The 15,659-nt window shown below is 68.2% G+C and carries 15 protein-coding genes; 9 read left to right on the forward strand and 6 right to left on the reverse strand.

The annotated features are described in order from the left end of the window. Positions 1–18: 18 nt before the first annotated feature. Genes yidC through rpmH form a run of 4 tightly spaced genes read right to left on the reverse strand, consistent with a single transcriptional unit; the run spans position 19 to position 2,600 of the window. Entirely contained in the window at positions 19–1,728 is a 1,710-nt protein-coding gene (yidC, locus tag KUD94_RS12030) for a membrane protein insertase YidC (RefSeq protein WP_218237431.1), read from the reverse strand. Next, entirely contained in the window at positions 1,725–2,027 is a 303-nt protein-coding gene (gene yidD / locus KUD94_RS12035; RefSeq protein WP_218237432.1) for a membrane protein insertion efficiency factor YidD, read from the reverse strand. The genes yidC and yidD overlap by 4 nt, the downstream gene beginning before the upstream one ends. Beyond that, complete coding sequence (locus KUD94_RS12040) at positions 2,024–2,407, reverse strand: ribonuclease P protein component (protein WP_218237433.1); 384 nt, start codon at positions 2,405–2,407, stop codon at positions 2,024–2,026. Before KUD94_RS12040 ends, yidD begins: the two co-directional genes overlap by 4 nt. 58 nt (positions 2,408–2,465) lie before the next feature. After that, entirely contained in the window at positions 2,466–2,600 is a 135-nt protein-coding gene (gene rpmH / locus KUD94_RS12045) for a 50S ribosomal protein L34 (protein WP_005798102.1), read from the reverse strand. 287 nt (positions 2,601–2,887) lie between these two features. Between rpmH and dnaA the strand changes: the two genes are divergently transcribed. The 6 genes from dnaA (at position 2,888) to KUD94_RS12070 (ending at position 10,999) form a co-directional block, all read left to right on the forward strand. Next, positions 2,888–4,330 (forward strand): chromosomal replication initiator protein DnaA, encoded by a 1,443-nt coding sequence (gene dnaA / locus KUD94_RS12050; RefSeq protein ID WP_218237434.1) that lies wholly within the window; start codon positions 2,888–2,890, stop codon positions 4,328–4,330. Between the two features lie 36 nt (positions 4,331–4,366). Further along, positions 4,367–5,473, forward strand: a complete 1,107-nt coding sequence (dnaN, locus tag KUD94_RS12055; RefSeq protein WP_218237435.1) for a DNA polymerase III subunit beta — start codon at positions 4,367–4,369, stop codon at positions 5,471–5,473. A gap of 87 nt (positions 5,474–5,560) precedes the next feature. Further along, the gene (gyrB, locus tag KUD94_RS12060) at positions 5,561–8,152 is read left to right on the forward strand and encodes a DNA topoisomerase (ATP-hydrolyzing) subunit B (protein ID WP_218237436.1); all 2,592 of its coding nucleotides are present in this window, start codon (positions 5,561–5,563) and stop codon (positions 8,150–8,152) included. Positions 8,153–8,226: 74 nt separating this feature from the next. Beyond that, positions 8,227–8,352 (forward strand): hypothetical protein, encoded by a 126-nt coding sequence (locus KUD94_RS14795; RefSeq protein WP_255568814.1) that lies wholly within the window; start codon positions 8,227–8,229, stop codon positions 8,350–8,352. A gap of 26 nt (positions 8,353–8,378) precedes the next feature. Beyond that, positions 8,379–9,752: an MFS transporter gene (locus KUD94_RS12065; protein WP_218237437.1), complete on the forward strand. Its 1,374-nt coding sequence runs from the start codon at positions 8,379–8,381 to the stop codon at positions 9,750–9,752. Between the two features lie 65 nt (positions 9,753–9,817). Further along, positions 9,818–10,999 carry a diguanylate cyclase gene (locus KUD94_RS12070; RefSeq protein WP_218237438.1) on the forward strand — a complete coding sequence of 394 codons (1,182 nt, stop codon included), beginning with the start codon at positions 9,818–9,820 and terminating at the stop codon, positions 10,997–10,999. Here KUD94_RS12070 and KUD94_RS12075 read toward each other — a convergent pair. After that, complete coding sequence (locus KUD94_RS12075; RefSeq protein ID WP_370625868.1) at positions 10,996–12,006, reverse strand: formylglycine-generating enzyme family protein; 1,011 nt, start codon at positions 12,004–12,006, stop codon at positions 10,996–10,998. The two genes, KUD94_RS12070 and KUD94_RS12075, sit on opposite strands and share 4 nt — an antisense overlap. A 119-nt stretch (positions 12,007–12,125) precedes the next feature. On the opposite strand from KUD94_RS12075, the gene KUD94_RS12080 reads away from it, so the two are divergent. The 3 genes from KUD94_RS12080 (at position 12,126) to KUD94_RS12090 (ending at position 14,857) form a co-directional block, all read left to right on the forward strand. Continuing rightward, positions 12,126–12,842: a response regulator transcription factor gene (locus tag KUD94_RS12080; protein WP_218237440.1), complete on the forward strand. Its 717-nt coding sequence runs from the start codon at positions 12,126–12,128 to the stop codon at positions 12,840–12,842. 269 nt (positions 12,843–13,111) lie between these two features. Beyond that, a complete protein-coding gene (locus KUD94_RS12085) occupies positions 13,112–14,332 on the forward strand; it encodes an ATP-binding protein (protein ID WP_218237441.1) in 1,221 nt (406 codons plus the stop codon). A gap of 75 nt (positions 14,333–14,407) precedes the next feature. After that, on the forward strand, positions 14,408–14,857 hold the full coding sequence (locus tag KUD94_RS12090) for a cytochrome c (RefSeq protein ID WP_218237442.1): 450 nt from the start codon (positions 14,408–14,410) through the stop codon (positions 14,855–14,857). A gap of 59 nt (positions 14,858–14,916) precedes the next feature. Here the strand turns inward: KUD94_RS12090 and KUD94_RS12095 are convergent, their stop codons facing one another. Further along, complete coding sequence (locus KUD94_RS12095) at positions 14,917–15,654, reverse strand: riboflavin synthase subunit alpha (RefSeq protein ID WP_218237443.1); 738 nt, start codon at positions 15,652–15,654, stop codon at positions 14,917–14,919. Positions 15,655–15,659 lie beyond the last annotated feature (5 nt).

The raw sequence follows: 15,659 nt of genomic DNA on the forward strand, positions 1-15,659 counted from the left end.
AGGACGGCGCTCCCGGCCTCAGCGGAACTTGGGCAGGTGCAGGCGCGGCGGCACGCCCATGCGGGTGTTGATCACCCACTGCTGCGCGATCGACAGCAGGTTGTTGGTCAGCCAGTACAGCACCAGGCCGGCCGGGAACATGAAGAACATGAAGCTGAAGGCCAGCGGCATGATCCACATCATCCTGGCCTGCATCGGGTCGGGCGGCGCGGGGTTGAGCGCAGTCTGCAGCAGTGTCGAGAGCGTCATCAGGATGGGCAGGATGAAGTAGGGGTCCTTGGTGGAAAGGTCCGTCACCCAGCCAATCCAGGGCGCGTGGCGCATCTCCACGCTGGACAGCAGCACCCAGTACAGCGCGATGAACACCGGAATCTGGATCGCGATCGGCAGGCAGCCGCCCAGCGGGTTGACCTTCTCCTCGCGGTAGATCTTCATCATCTCCTGCTGCATCTGCTGGGGCTTGTCCTTCAGGCGCGTGCGCATCTCCTGGATGCGCGGGTTCAGCGCCTTCATCTTGGCCATGCTGGAATAGGCCTTGGCGTTGAGCCAGTAGAAGGCGAGCTTGAGCAGCAGCACCAGACCGACGATGGACCAGCCCCAGTTGCCGACCACGCTGTGGATCTTGTCCAGCAGCCAGTACAGCGGCTTGGCCAGAATGGTGAGGTAGCCGTAGTCCTTGATCAGCTCCAGGCCGGGCGCCAGGTTCTCCAGCGTCTTCTCGACCTGGGGGCCGGCGAACAGGCGCGCATCGATGGACTTGGTCTGGCCCGGGGCGAGCTCACCCACGGGCGTGATCTCCTGCACGCGGTAGCAGCAGTCGGGCGCGGCCGAGCCGATGTCGGCGGCGTTCACGTGCAGTTGGCGCGGCGTGCCCTCGGGCAGCAACCAGGCGGTGGCGAAATAGTGCTGCACCATGGCGATGTAGCCATCGGTGGACTCGGCCGGGATGTCCACCTTCTTTTCCTTGATCTCCTTGAAGGTGATCTTCTGGAACTTCTTGGCGCTGGTATAGACCGCGGGGCCGGTGAAGGTGGAATAAAAGGGCACCGCGCCGTCGGGCTGGTTGCCGTCGCGCACCAGCTGCAGGTACAGCTGCGGCGTGACCGGGGCGCTGCCGGTGTTCACCACTTCGTGGCGCACGCCGATGGCGTAGTCGCCGCGGCGCAACGTATAGGTCTTGACCAGCTTCACGCCGCCGAGGTCGGGCGACTCGAAGCGCAGCGTCAGCGCGTTGTCGCCCTCGCCCAGTTCGCGCGGGCCCGGGGCCACGTGCATGAAGGTCTTGTGGTTGGGGAAGGCCCCGCCGATCAGGCCGGTCTGCGCCACGTAGACGTGCTTGCTGTCGTCTTCCAGCAGCACGAAGGGCTGGGGGTCGTCCTGGCTGCCCTGGTGGTGCAACAGCTCGGCGCCCACCAGGGAGCCGCCCTGGTTGTCGAAGGTCAGGCGAAACACGTCGGTGGTCAGGGTCACGCGCTCGTGGGCCACGGCCGGTGCCTCGGAGGCGGGTGCGGCGGCGGGCGTTGCCGCACCCTCGGGGGTCGCGGCGGGCACGGGCGCCGCAGCGGGGGGCGTCGGGGCCGCGGCCGGGCTGGCGCTGGCAGCGCTTTGCGTGACCGGATCGGGGAAGAAGGTGGCGGGCTTGCCGTTGTGGATCTGCCAGCGGTCCCAGAGCAGGACCATGGAAAAGCCAAAGATCACCCACAGGATGGTGCGGCGAATGTCGTTCATGAGGGTTCGCGTGTGCTGGTAGAGGAGGCGTGGGCGCGGTGGCGTTCGCTCAGGCGGGAAAACAGCCGCTGACTGCGCGGCAGCACCTCGGGCACCGGGTCGTGCCCGCCCGCGCACCAGGGGTGGCAGCGCGCCAGACGCCTGAGCGTGAGGTAGCTGCCGGCGGCCGCGCCGTGGCGGCGCAGCGCGCCCAGTGCGTAGTTGGAGCAGGTCGGCTCGAAGCGGCAGTTGTTGCCCAGCCAGGGGCTGAGCAGCAACTGGTAGCCGCGCACCAGCTTGATCAGCAGGCCTTGCATCATGGCTGCAGCGGCGCGCGCGGCGCGCGTTCCAGCAACTGCGCCAGTTCGCGGCGCACCGCCTGCTTGAGCGCGGGCGATGCGGCGCTGGGGAACTTGCGCCGATCGAAGGCCGTGCGCAGGCGCACCACGTAGGCGGCGCAGGCCAGCTGCGGCGCCGCCTGGGCGCCCATGGCGTAGATCTGGCGGCGCACCAGGTTGCGCGTCACCGCGCGGCGCGCCCAGCGCTTGGGCACGAGCGCGCCCAGGTGGCAGCCGGCGCCGGCAAACAGCGGGTGGCCGGCCTCCAGCCCCAGTGCGTGCAGCGCGAAGTGCGCGGTGCGCGCCACCACCGCTGCGGCCAGCACAGCCTGGAACTGGGGACGGGTTTTCAGCCGATGCATGCTGGCAGCGGCGTTGCGACAGTGCGGCCGCAGGCGCGTCGGCGTGCAGCCACCCGGCTCAGACGGCCAGGCGCTTGCGGCCCTTGGCGCGGCGTGCGTTGATCACGGCGCGGCCACCGCGCGTCTTCATGCGCACGAGAAAACCGTGGGTGCGCGCGCGGCGCGTCTTGGAAGGCTGGTAGGTACGTTTCATGTTGGATCCTCGAGGAGTTCGGCGCCGCCCTCTCGCCGGGCAGCGCCTTGCGCGAACGCGCCCTGCGCCGCGGTGCACGCGGGCCGGGCGCCGCCATGGCGGCTTTCCCTGCAAACGAAGGGAAACGGGCGATTATCGCAGCACTTCGGGGGGCGCGGCAACTTCCGGTGGCGCGGCGGCCGCCCGCGGCCCCGGCGCAGCGCCTGCTTCAGCTTGTGGATAACTTTGCGCAAGGCTAAAATGGACGGTCTTGCCTTTGGCCCCCTACAACTAGAAGAAACGCCCCGATGTACGAGGGAAATCCCCTGACTCCCAGCGCCAAGCGCCCTGCCTCGGCGGCTGCCTCCCCTGCGGGCGAGCGGCTGTGGCAGGCCTGTCTGGCGCAGCTCGCGCAGCAATTGCCAGAGCAGCAGTTCAACACCTGGATCAAGCCGCTCAAGGCCGAGGTGGCGGAGGATTTTTCCCGCGTGACGCTGCTCGTGGCCAACCGCTTCAAGCTCGACTGGGTGCGCGCCCAGCACGGGGGGCAGATCGCCAGTGCGCTGCAGGCGGTGTATGGCGAGCCGATCGCGCTGGAGCTCGCGCTCGCGCCGCGCCGCGCCGCCCAGCGCGTAAACGCCGCCGAGCGCCGCGCCGATGCGCCCCAAGGCACCGCCGCCGCCGAGGCCGCCCCGGCAACGCGCGCGGGCGCTGCCCCCGAAACCCCGCCGCGCTCGCGCCTGAACCCCCAGCTCACCTTCGCCACGCTGGTTGAAGGCAGCGCCAACCGCATGGCGCGCTCGGCCGCGATGCATGTGGCCGCGCAGCCAGGGCAGATGTACAACCCCTTGTTCATCTACGGCGGCGTGGGCCTGGGCAAGACGCACTTGATGCATGCGGTGGGCAACCAGCTGCTGGCCGACCGCCCGGGCGCCAGGGTCAGCTACATCCATGCCGAGCAATTCGTCTCCGACGTGGTGCGCGCGGTGCGGCACAACGCCTTCGACGAATTCAAGAACGCCTACCACTCGCTGGACCTGCTCTTGATCGACGACGTGCAGTTCTTCGCCAACAAGGAGCGCACGCAGGAGGAGTTCTTCAACGCCTTCGAGGCGCTGCTGGCCAAGAAGAGCCACATCGTCATGACCTCGGACACCTACCCCAAGGGTCTGGCCAACATCCACGAGCGCCTGGTTTCGCGCTTCGACGCCGGCCTGTCGGTGGCGATAGAGCCGCCAGAGCTGGAGATGCGCGTGGCGATCCTGATCAACAAGGCCCAGGCCGAGGGCGTGGTGATGCCCGAAGAGGTGGCCTTCTTCGTCGCCAAGAACGTGCGCTCCAACGTGCGCGAGCTTGAAGGGGCGCTGCGCAAGGTGCTCGCCTACGCGCGCTTCAACGGCAAGGAGATCTCGATTGCCGTGGCCCGCGAGGCGCTGCGCGACCTGCTCTCCATCCAGAACCGCCAGATCAGCGTGGAGAACATCCAGAAGACCGTGGCCGACTACTACAAGATCAAGGTCGCGGACATGTACAGCAAGAAGCGCCCGGCGAGCATCGCCCGCCCGCGCCAGATCGCGATGTACCTGGCCAAGGAGCTCACGCAAAAGAGCCTGCCCGAGATCGGCGAGCTGTTCGGCGGACGCGACCACACCACCGTGTTGCATGCGGTGCGCAAGATCGGCGCCGAGCGCCTGCAACTGACCGAACTCAACCAGCAACTGCACGTGCTCGAGCAGACGCTCAAGGCTTGAGCGCGCTTTCACCACCCCACTCACCAAGGTTCACCGATGATTGTCCTGAAGAGCACCCAAGACAAATTCCTGGCAGTACTGCAAGCGGTCTCCGGCATCGTGGAGCGGCGCCACACCGTGCCCATCCTGGCCAATGTGCTCATCAGGAAGACGGGCAGTGCGCTGCAGTTCACCACCAGCGACCAGGAAATCCAGATCCGCACCACGGTCGAGCTCGGCGGTGACGCGGGCGACTTTGCCACCACCGTGGGCGCAAGAAAGCTCATCGACATCCTCAAGACCCTGCCGGCCGATCAGACGGTGAGCCTGGATTCCGGCCCCTCCCGGCTGGTGCTCAAGGGCGGCAAGAGCCGCTTCACGCTGCACACCCTGCCGGCCGAGGACTTTCCGCTGGTGCAGGAAGCGGCCGCCTTCGGCCCGGCCTTCAGCGTGCCGCAGAAGGTGCTCAAGCAGCTGCTCGCCCAGGTGTCGTTTGCCATGGCGGTGCAAGACATCCGCTACTACCTGAACGGCATCCTGTTCGTCGCCGAGGGCAAGACGCTCTCGCTGGTGGCCACCGACGGGCACCGGCTGGCCTTTTCCAGCAGCGAGCTGGAGATCGAGGTGCCGCGCCAGGAGGTCATCCTGCCGCGCAAGACGGTGCTCGAGCTGCAGCGCCTGCTCTCGGACGGCGAGGGTGCGATCCAGTTGCAGTTTGCCGGCAACCAGGCGCGCTTCACCTTCGACGGCATGGAGTTCGTCACCAAGCTGGTCGAAGGCAAGTTCCCCGACTACAACCGCGTGATTCCGCGCAACTACCACAGCAGCATCACGCTGGGGCGTGCGCCGCTGCTGGCGAGCCTGCAGCGCTCGGCCATCATGACCAGCGAAAAGTTCAAGGGCGTGCGCCTGAACATCGAGCCCGGCAGCTTGCGCGTGTCCAGCAACAACGCCGAGCAGGAAGAGGCGATGGACGAGCTCGACATCGACTACGACGGCGAGCCGATCGAGATCGGCTTCAACGTCACCTACCTGATCGATGCGCTTGCCAACATGGGCCAGGAGATGGTGCGCATCGACCTGCAGGACGGCAACAGTTCCGTGGTCTTTCAGATCCCCGGCAACGAGCAATTCAAATACGTCGTGATGCCCATGCGGATTTGATAGCTTGAGGCGCTTGCTGCACAAGCGCTGGAGCCCGATTTCTCATGAATACTGGAGGAGCGTGCGCGCCCTCCTGAAGCTGTTTTGATGACCCAAGAAAACCCCGAGAACCACCACGCCGCGCCCCAGGGCCCCGGCAACGCCAGCGGCTACGGTGAGTCCGCGATCCAGATCCTCGAAGGGCTGGAGGCGGTCAGGAAGCGCCCCGGCATGTACATCGGCGACACCTCCGACGGCACCGGGCTGCACCACCTGGTGTTCGAAGTGGTGGACAACTCCATCGACGAGGCGCTGGCCGGTTACTGCGACGACATTGCCGTCACCATCCATGCCGACGGCTCCTTGAGCGTGAGCGACAACGGCCGCGGCATTCCCATCGGCGTGAAGATGGACGACAAGCACGAGCCCAAGCGCTCAGCCGCCGAGATCGCGCTGACCGAGTTGCACGCGGGCGGCAAGTTCAACCAGAACAGCTACAAGGTCTCGGGCGGGCTGCACGGCGTGGGGGTGTCGTGCGTCAACGCGCTCAGCAAATGGCTGCGCCTGACGGTGCGCCGCGAGGGCGAGGTGCACCAGATCGAATTTGCGCGCGGCGTGGTGCAAAACCGCCAGATCGAGCTGGTCGACGGCTTCGAGACCTCGCCGATGCGCATCGTCGGTAGCACCGAGGACCGCGGCACCAGCGTGCGCTTTCTGCCCGACGTGGAAATCTTCGGCGACAACCACGATTTTCATTACGACACCCTGGCCAAGCGCCTGCGCGAGCTGTCCTTCCTGAACAACGGCGTGCGCATCCGCCTGATCGACGAGCGCACCGGCAAGGAGGACGACTTTTCCGGCGCCGGCGGCGTGCTCGGCTTCGTCAAGTTCATCAGCACCGGCAAGCGCGTGCTGCATCCCACGCCGTTTTGCGCCAGCGGCACGCGCCCGGCTGAAACCTATGGCGGCATCCCCGGCACCGAGATCGGCGTCGAAGTGGCCATGCAGTGGAACGACGGCTACAACGAGCAAGTCTTGTGCTTCACCAACAACATCCCGCAGCGTGATGGCGGCACCCACTTGACCGGCCTGCGCGCCGCGATGACGCGCGTCATCGGCAAGTACATCGCCGACAACGAACTGGCCAAGAAGGCCAAGGTGGACGTAACCGGTGACGACATGCGCGAAGGCCTGTGCTGCGTGCTCTCGGTCAAGGTGCCCGAGCCCAAGTTCAGCAGCCAGACCAAGGACAAGCTGGTCTCCAGCGAAGTGCGTGCGCCGGTGGAAGACATCGTCGGCAAGCTGCTGGCTGAATACCTGGAAGAAAAACCGCAGGACGCCAAGATCCTCTGCGGCAAGATCGTCGAAGCCGCGCGCGCGCGCGAGGCCGCCCGCAAGGCGCGCGAGATGACGCGCAGGAAGGGCGTGCTCGACGGCATGGGCCTGCCCGGCAAGCTGGCCGACTGCCAGGAAAAAGACCCGGCGCTGTGCGAGATCTACATCGTCGAGGGCGACTCCGCCGGCGGCAGCGCCAAGCAGGGGCGCGACCGCAAGTTCCAGGCCATCCTGCCACTGCGCGGCAAGATCCTGAACGTGGAGAAGGCGCGCTACGAAAAGCTCTTGTCCAGCCAGGAAATCATCACCTTGATCACGGCGCTGGGCACCGGCATAGGCCGCAGCGCCAGCGACGAGGACAACGGCAACGGCAAGAGCGGCGCCGACGACTTCGACATCGCCAAGCTGCGTTACCACCGCGTCATATTGATGACCGACGCCGACGTGGACGGCGCGCACATCCGCACGCTGCTGCTCACTTTCTTCTACCGCCAGATGCCCGAGCTGGTCGAGCGCGGCCACATCTACATCGCCCAGCCGCCGCTGTACAAGGTGAAGAACGGCAAGGAAGAGCTCTACCTCAAGGACGGCCCGGCGCTGGACCAGTTCCTGCTGCGCGTGGCCCTGGTGGGCGCAAGCGTCGATACCGGCGGCAGCCAGCCGCGCGTGCTCGAAGGCACGGAATTGGCAGACCTCGCGCGCCAGCACCAGCGCATGGAGGCCATCATCGAGCGTCTTTCGGCCTACATGGACGCCGAGGCATTGCGCGCCGTGGCCGACGGCGTGGTGCTCGACCTCTCCAGCATGGACGCGGCCCAGGCCAGCGCCGAGCGCCTGCAGGCCAAGCTGCGCGAACTCGACACCGCCGGCACCGAAGCCGAGGTGAGCGCCGAAACCGACCCGCGCCACGGCGGCCTGCTGCTGCGCATCAGCCGCCACCACCACGGCAACGTCAAGAGCAGCGTACTGCCGCAGGACTTCGTCACCGGCAGCGACTACGAGGCCTTGTCCGAGGGCGCCAAGAGCTTTGACGGCCTGCTCTCGGAAGGCGCGCGCGTGATGCGCGGCGAGGGCGAGCGCAAGAAAGAAGAAAAAGTCACGGATTTCAGGCAGGCCATGCGCTGGCTGCTATCAGAAGCCGAGCGCACCACCAGCCGCCAGCGCTACAAGGGCCTGGGCGAGATGAATCCCGAGCAGCTCTGGGAAACCACCATGGATCCCGCCACCCGCCGCATGTTGCGCGTGCAGGTGACCGACGCGGTCGAGGCCGACCAGGTCTTCACCATGCTCATGGGCGACGATGTGGAACCGAGGCGGGAATTCATCGAAACCCACGCCTTGCAGGCGGGCAATATCGACGTGTGAACGTGTTTGCAGAAGGACCCGCAAGCTGAGGAATCGGGACCCATGAGGTGAGAAACTGATGAGCCGGAGACAGCGTGACCACCAGCGCCAAAATCCGCGAACGGTGCTGTCCGATGCAGCGCTTGGCCGCTTTTCCGGTTGATCGTCCCTTGTTGCAATTCGGTCCTTTCAAGGCGGCGCTGAATGCGTCGCTGGTTTGACCGCCCCGCACGCGCCGGTTCACGCCATGCCCAGTCCCGCTCCTGCCCCAAGCCCCATGCCCGCACCCGGCGGGCGACGCTCCTGGCTTGCCGCCTGGCGGGTCTATCTGGAGCCCGCCAGCCTGCGCATGCTCACGCTGGGATTTGCCGCCGGGCTGCCGCTCCTGCTGGTGCTGGGCACGCTGTCGTTTCGCCTGCGCGAGGCGGGCATCGACCGCACCACGATTGGTTATCTCTCCTGGGTAGGCCTTGCCTATGCTTTCAAGTGGGCCTGGTCGCCGCTGGTGGACCGGCTGGCGCTGCCCGGGCTCACGCGCCTGCTCGGGCGCCGGCGCAGCTGGCTGCTGCTGGCGCAGGGCCTGGTGATGGCCGGTCTCGTGGGCATGGCGCTGGTCGATCCGCGCGATGCCCTCGGCCCCATGGTGTGGTTTGCGCTGCTGGTAGCGTTCGGCTCGGCCACGCAAGACATCGCGCTGGACGCGTTTCGCATCGAATCGGCCGACGCCGACCGCCAGGCGGCGCTGGCCGCAACCTACCAGACCGGCTACCGCCTCGCGATGATCTGGGCCGGCGCCGGGGTGTTGTGGATCGCGGCGCGCGCCGAGGTCGCGGGCGCGGGCGGCTACCAGCTCGGCGCCTGGCGCGCCGCCTACCTGGTCATGGCCGCGTCCATGCTGGTGGGCACGCTCACCGTGCTGCTCTCGCCCGAGCCCGCGCCGCGCCCGCTCGCGCCGGCGAAGAACCTGGGCGAATGGCTCCGCGGCGCGGTGCTCGCGCCCTTTGCCGACTTCATCCAGCGCTACCGCTGGCAGGCGGCGCTGATCCTCTCGCTCATCGCCATCTACCGCATCAGCGACGTGGTGATGGGCATCATGGCCAACCCCTTCTACGTGGACATGGGCTACACCAAGGACGAGGTGGCGGCCGTCACCAAGGTCTTCGGCGTGGTCATGACGCTGGCCGGCGCCTTCGTGGGCGGCGTGCTCTCGATGCGCCTGGGCGTGATGCGCGTGCTGATGCTGGGCGCGGTGCTCTCGGCCGGCAGCAATCTGTTGTTCGCCTGGCTGGCCACGCGCGGGCACGACCTCACCGGCCTGATCGGCGTGATCTCGGCCGACAACCTCGCGGGCGGCATCGCCTCGGCGGCCTTCATCGCCTATCTGTCGAGTCTGACCAACGTGCAGTACTCGGCCACGCAGTACGCGCTGTTCTCCTCGATGATGCTGCTGCTGCCCAAGTGGCTGGCGGGCTTTTCGGGCCAGTTTGTCGATGCCCACGGCTATGGCCCGTTTTTCATCGGCACGGCACTGCTGGGGCTGCCGGTGCTGGTGCTGGTGGCGCTGGCGGCACGCGCGCAAAGGTCCGCTAGCCGATCCCCCTTACCGCAGTCTGACTACTAGGCAAATCTGCGACAAAGTCCTACAGTAGCCCGCCGCACACGCGGCCAAAGGGGGACACGGGACAAATGCAGGCTTGGCCTACGGGGCGCGCCAGCCTGGGCGCTGGCATGCGGCGCGCGCTGCTGGGCAGCGACGCGCGGCTGCGCCGACCGCTGGCGCTGACGCTGCTGACCTGCGCGGTGATGGCCGCGAGCATCGTGTCCATGGAGTGGGTGGCCGCCGCCGGCCTGGCGCAGGCCCGACCCGTGCGTTGGTGGGCCTTGATGAACGGCTTGTGGGCGCTGGGCTGCTTTGCGCTGATCCGCAGCGGTCGCACGCGCCGCTGGCGCGACCCGGCCTTCACCGCGGTGCAGATCGGCGCCGCCTTCACGAGCAACGCCGTCGCCTACGTGATTGCGGGCCAGGCGCGCGGCATCGTGCTGCCGCTGCTGGCTCTGGTGATGGTGTTTGGCGTGTTCAACCTGAGCGAGCGCCAGATCAAGGCGCTGCTCGCCTATAGCCTGACGCTGTACGCGCTGGCCGGCGCGGTGATTCAGTGGGGCACGCAGGACGCGCCGGCTCCGGCGCTGGCCACGGTGTACATGCTGGCCGTCGTCGTGGTGCTGACCAGCAGCACGGTGCTGGCGCTGCGCATCCGCGCCATGCGCCAGTTGCTCAAGCGCCAGAAGCAGGAGCTGGCCAGCGCCGTGCGCCACATCCACGCGCTGGCCACGCGCGACGAGCTCACGGGCCTGCCCAATCGGCGCTACATGCAGGAGGCGCTGCGCGTGGCCTGCCTGAGCGCCCAGCGCAGCGGGCGCCCCCTGCTGCTTGCGCAGCTGGATCTGGACCATTTCAAGCAGGTCAACGACACCTACGGGCACGCGGTCGGCGACCAGGTGCTCAAGACTTTTGCCGCCGCAGCCCGGCAGAGCCTGCGCGCCAGCGACGTGCTGGCGCGCTGGGGCGGGGAAGAGTTCGTGCTGATGCTGGTCGACACCACGCCCGAGCAAGGGCTGGCGTTGCTCGAGCGCCTGCGTGCGGCGGTGGCGCAGGCGCCCTTGTCCCTGCAGGACGGCACCCGCCTCGCGGTGACGGCTTCGATCGGCGTCGCGCTGCTGGGCAGCGACGAGGTGTGCGACGCCTTGCTCAAGCGCAGCGACGATGCGCTCTACCGCGCCAAGGGCCTCGGGCGCGACCGCATTGCCTGCGCGCAGCCGGCGCCTGCGGCCTGCGCGGCGGCAGACGCCGCAGCCTGCGCCTGTTAGGGCTGCGAAGCGGCGCTTTCGCGCACCAGCCGAAAGCCGACCAGCACGTAACGCGTCTGCGGCGTGTTCCAGTTGCGAAACGCGACGCGCGCATACAACGGCCAGGTGTGCCAGGAGCCGCCGCGGCGCACGCGCACCTGGCCTTCGCTCGGGCCCTGCGGGTCGTCCACGGGCGAGCGCGCGTAGTAGTCCTCGCCATACCAGTCGGCGCACCACTCCCAGGCGTTGCCGATCATGTCGTACAGGCCCCAGGCGTTGGGCGCAAAACTGGCCACGGGGGCGGTGAAGACAAAGCCGTCTTCGCCCGGCGCGGCCTCGTCCTGCCACTGCGGCCACAGCCGCGCGGTTTCGCGCGCAAAGGTGTTGGCGCTGGCCAGCAGCACGGCCGGATCGTCGCCCGGCGGGTAGCGCGTGCGCGTGCCGGCGCGCGCGGCGTATTCCCATTCGGCCTCGGTGGGCAGGCGGTAGACCACGCCCTCTTGGTCGCTGAGCCAGCGCGCCATGGCCAGCGCGTCGTTGTGGCTCACGTTGACCACGGGGTGTGCATCGGTCTGCGCAAAACCCGGGTTCTGCCAGGAATAGCGCGCGTCGCGCCCCTCAAAGGCGTCGTGGCGCACGCTGCGCGCAGGGTCGTAGGCAGGGTTGTAGCCGTAGCCGCCCGTGCCATCGCGCACCGATTCGGGCACGTAGCCAGAGCGCTGCACAAAGCGGCGAAACTGCCCGACGGTGACCTCGGTCTGGCCCATCCAGAAGCCGCGCGTGATGCGCACGCGGTGCACCGGCGCTTCGTCGGCCAGGCCGCGCAGGCGCCGCATCTGGGCATGCGGATAGACGTGGGCCAGCTGCTCGGGCTCTTCGTCGCTGCCCATGAGAAATTCCCCTGCGGGAATGGCGACGAAGCGCAGCCCGAGGCCGTCGACCAGGCCCGCGCCCGGCGGCTGCGGCGCAGCGCAGCCGACCAAGGCCGCCGCCAGCAGCACCAGGCCCGGCCGCACGGCATAGTGCAAGAATCGGCCTGCAGCGCTTGTCCAACAAGCGCCTCCAGCTATCAATCCAGAAGTCATCTTTTACTCAGGCTTTACACTGGCTTCAACACCGCGAGAAGGCAGGCACGCAGGATAAGGCCATGAGCGCACAGCTGTTGATGATCGAAGACGACCACCGCCTCGCGCAGATGGTGGTGCAGTACCTGCAGCAATCGGCGCTGCAGGTCGAGCACGTGGACAACGCCGCCGCCGGCCTGGCACGGCTGGAGACCCCGGGCGCGCAGACCCTGCCCGACCTGGTGATTCTGGACCTGATGCTGCCCGACATGGACGGGCTGGAAGTCTGCCGGCGCCTGCGCGCGCTGCCCGGCAACGCCGGCAAGGTGCCGATACTGATGCTGACGGCCAAGGGCGACCCCATGGACCGCGTGATCGGCCTGGAGGTGGGCGCGGACGACTACCTGCCCAAGCCCTTCGAGCCGCGCGAGCTGCTGGCGCGTATCCGCGCCATCCTGCGCCGGCGCGAAAGCGGCGCGCAGCAGGCGGCCAACGTCATGCGTTTCGGCAGCCTGGAGATCGACCGCGACGCACGCACGGTGAGCGTGGGCGGCGCGCCGGCCGAGCTCACCTCCTACCAGTTCGACCTGCTGGTGACGCTGGCCGAGCGGGCCGGGCGCGTGCTCACGCGCGACCAGATCATGGAAGCCGTGCGCGGGCGCGAGCTGGAGGCCTTTGATCGCTCCATCGACGTGCACATGGGCCGCATCCGCGCTGCGATCGAAGCCGACGTGAAGAACCCCAAGCGCATCCTCACCGTGCGCGGCGTGGGCTACGTGTTTGCCAAGCACCAGGACTGAGAGCTTGAGAGGCAATTCCCCATGCCCGCCCTGCACGCCAAAACACCGCCACTCTTCGTTGCAAATACTCGCCATGGCCCCAGCCATGACTGCGTTTTGCGTCTCGATGGGCGGCGTTTTGACGCGCCTTTCGGGCACGGACAATTTCCTCTCAAGCTCTGAGCATGGCTGAAGCTCTCAAGTCGCACGTGCGGCCAACACCGAGCCGCTGGCGCCACGTTGGCCCCGGGCGCGCAGACGGCCCTGCCTGAGCCCGGAGCACCTGCGCCATGCTCGGCCCCTTTTCCCGCCGTCTCTACCTGCGCATCTGGCTGGCCACCGTGGGCGGCGTGCTGGTGTTTGCGCTGGTCGTGGGCTGGGCCTGGCGCGTCGCGGCCGAGCACAGCGCGCAGACCTTCAACGCGCCGGCCCCGCGCGAGCTGAAGCTGAGCGACGCCCAGGGGCAGACCCTGGTGCAAGGCATGGCCACGCGCGAACCCGGGCCCTGGGAGGCGGGCGTGAGCTACCAGATCGAAGCCGCCGACGGCGCGCTCTACACCTTGCAGATCGCCCCGCGCGTGCGCCCTGCAGGTGCGCGCGGCAGCCATCGCAACGGCCCCTTCTGGCTGGCCCCGCCCTACGGCTTTCTCTGGATACTCGCGCTCGTAGGCCTGGCGGTCACGCTCGGGGTGTTTCCCATCATCCGCAGGCTGCTGCAGCGCCTGGAGCGTCTGCAGCGCAGCGTGCAACGCTTTGGCGAGGGCGACCTGTCGGTGCGCGTACCCGAGCAGGGGCACGACGAGCTGGCGCAGCTGTCGCGCCAGTTCAACGCGGCCGCCGCACGCATACAGACGCTGGTGCAGTCGCACAAGTCGCTGCTGGCCAACGCCTCGCACGAGCTGCGCTCGCCGCTGGCGCGCATCCGCATGGGCATGGGCTTGCTGGAAAACGGCCAGCCCTCGCCCGAGGCACTTGCCGAGATGCAACGCAACATCGCCGAGCTCGACCAGCTGATCGACGAGATCCTGCTGGCCAGCCGTCTGGACGCCGGCGCGGACAACGTGGGCACCGTGGAGATGGTAGACCTCGTGGGTCTGGCGGCCGAGGAATGCGCGCGCGTGGACGCCGAGCTGCAACTGGCCGAAGGCGCGGCCATTCCCGAGCTGCCCGGCATCGTGCGGCTGCTGCGCCGCGCGGTGCGCAATCTGCTGGAAAACGCGCGCCGTTACAGCGAAGGGCCGGTGCAGCTCAGCCTGAGCCACGAACCCGGCGCGCTGCTGGTGCGCGTGAGCGACCACGGCCCGGGTGTGCCGCCGGCGCAGCGCGAGCGCATCTTCGAGCCCTTCTACCGCCTGCCCGGCGCCAGCGAGCGCAGCGGCGGCGTGGGTCTGGGTCTGGCGCTGGTGCGCTCCATCGCCCAGCGCCATGGCGGCAGCGTGCGCTGCGAAGCCCGCCCCGATGGCGCGCGCGGCGCGAGCTTCGTGCTGCGCCTGCCGCTTTCCAGACCTTGAAGCCCCTGCCCGCAACGCGGGTACCGCCAGCGCGCGCACCGGCAAGTCCTACCATGGCCGGCTACAGGAGGCCCCATGAAATTGCTACGCTGGCTGGCCGTGCTGGCACTGCTGGGCGCACTGGCCTTGGCGCTGGTGCTGGGCCTGGCGCCCAAGCCCACGGATACCGAGCCGCTGCAGCTGCGCGGCGCCATGCAGCAGATGCAGGCGGACACCGAAGCCGTGGCGGCGGGCATCGAGCGGCAGGACTGGCCGGCCGTCGCCCGCCATGCCGAGCGCCTCGCGCACCACGCAGAGCCGCCGCCCAGCGAGAAGCTGCGCATACTGAGCTGGCTGTTCACCGACGCGCCGCGCTTTCGCAACCACGACCTGCAGGTCAAAGCCGCCGCCCGCCAGCTGCAGGCTGCGGCGCAAGAGCGCGACAGCGCGGCCGCCGCCAGCAGCTACGCCCGGATGCAGCAAGGCTGCGACGGCTGCCACAACGGCTTTCGCATGAAATTTCTCGCGCATTTCTACGGCCAGTGAAGGCCGGCGTTGCAGGTTTGCTCATCTCCTCCTGGAGGGAGCTTGGCTGAGAGGCTTTTTCAGCGCCGCCCTGGGCCCCCGCCCAAGGCCTGTGCCGAAGACAGCGGCGCAAGCCCCGCGAAATCCTGCAGCGATCGTCCTTGCGCGGCCAGCAAGGCCTCGACGGCCGCGGTGAGCGGCGCCAGGCGCTCGTCCAGTGCCTCGTGCACGGTATCGACCATTACGGCGCTGGCGCGCTCGACCTCGATGTTCAGCGCATCGCCCTCGCGCTTGTGCTCGAACACCGTGGCGCGGCGCGTTTCGGGAATCAGCCAGACCTCGAACCAGCCCGCCCCGCGGTCGCATTCGGCCACGGTGAGGCTGGCGCCATTGACCGCGATATAGCCCTTGGCAAACACGTAACGCATGTGGCTCGCGGGCATGGCGATGCGCCAGACCAGGTTGTTTTCCAGCGCGCGCACCTGGGCCAGGCGCGCGCTGCAGTCGACGTGGCCCGAGAGCGGATGCCCACCGATCTCCGCACCCTCGCGCGCGGCGCGCTCCACGTTCACCGTCTGGCCCACGCCGTAGCCGCCCAGCGTGGTGACCGCCAGGCTTTGCTGCATCACGTCAAAGCGCGCGCGCGTGGGTGATTCGATGCGCGTCACGGTGAGGCAGACGCCGTCCACCGCCACGCTCGCGCCCAGCGTCAGGTCCTCGCAAAAACCGTCGGGAAAATCGATGCTCAGGCTGCGCAGACCGCTGAGGTCTTCAATCGTGGCAATGCGCGCCACCGCCTGGACTATGCCTGTGAACATGGCAC

It is taken from the genome of Comamonas sp. NLF-1-9, from assembly GCF_019195435.1.
Taxonomy (GTDB): domain Bacteria; phylum Pseudomonadota; class Gammaproteobacteria; order Burkholderiales; family Burkholderiaceae_C; genus Comamonas_C.

What these genes read in the sequence shown, in the direction of transcription:
- KUD94_RS12090 (WP_218237442.1), top strand. Translation starts at nt 14,408, where the DNA reads ATGAAATTGCTACGCTGGCTGGCCGTGCTGGCACTGCTGGGCGCACTG.
- rpmH (WP_005798102.1), bottom strand. Translation starts at nt 2,600, where the DNA reads ATGAAACGTACCTACCAGCCTTCCAAGACGCGCCGCGCGCGCACCCAC.
- yidC (WP_218237431.1), bottom strand. Translation starts at nt 1,728, where the DNA reads ATGAACGACATTCGCCGCACCATCCTGTGGGTGATCTTTGGCTTTTCC.
- KUD94_RS12095 (WP_218237443.1), bottom strand. Translation starts at nt 15,654, where the DNA reads ATGTTCACAGGCATAGTCCAGGCGGTGGCGCGCATTGCCACGATTGAA.
- yidD (WP_218237432.1), bottom strand. Translation starts at nt 2,027, where the DNA reads ATGATGCAAGGCCTGCTGATCAAGCTGGTGCGCGGCTACCAGTTGCTG.
- dnaN (WP_218237435.1), top strand. Translation starts at nt 4,367, where the DNA reads ATGATTGTCCTGAAGAGCACCCAAGACAAATTCCTGGCAGTACTGCAA.
- gyrB (WP_218237436.1), top strand. Translation starts at nt 5,561, where the DNA reads ATGACCCAAGAAAACCCCGAGAACCACCACGCCGCGCCCCAGGGCCCC.
- KUD94_RS12080 (WP_218237440.1), top strand. Translation starts at nt 12,126, where the DNA reads ATGAGCGCACAGCTGTTGATGATCGAAGACGACCACCGCCTCGCGCAG.
- KUD94_RS12070 (WP_218237438.1), top strand. Translation starts at nt 9,818, where the DNA reads ATGCAGGCTTGGCCTACGGGGCGCGCCAGCCTGGGCGCTGGCATGCGG.
- KUD94_RS12065 (WP_218237437.1), top strand. Translation starts at nt 8,379, where the DNA reads ATGCCCAGTCCCGCTCCTGCCCCAAGCCCCATGCCCGCACCCGGCGGG.
- KUD94_RS12040 (WP_218237433.1), bottom strand. Translation starts at nt 2,407, where the DNA reads ATGCATCGGCTGAAAACCCGTCCCCAGTTCCAGGCTGTGCTGGCCGCA.
- KUD94_RS12085 (WP_218237441.1), top strand. Translation starts at nt 13,112, where the DNA reads ATGCTCGGCCCCTTTTCCCGCCGTCTCTACCTGCGCATCTGGCTGGCC.
- dnaA (WP_218237434.1), top strand. Translation starts at nt 2,888, where the DNA reads ATGTACGAGGGAAATCCCCTGACTCCCAGCGCCAAGCGCCCTGCCTCG.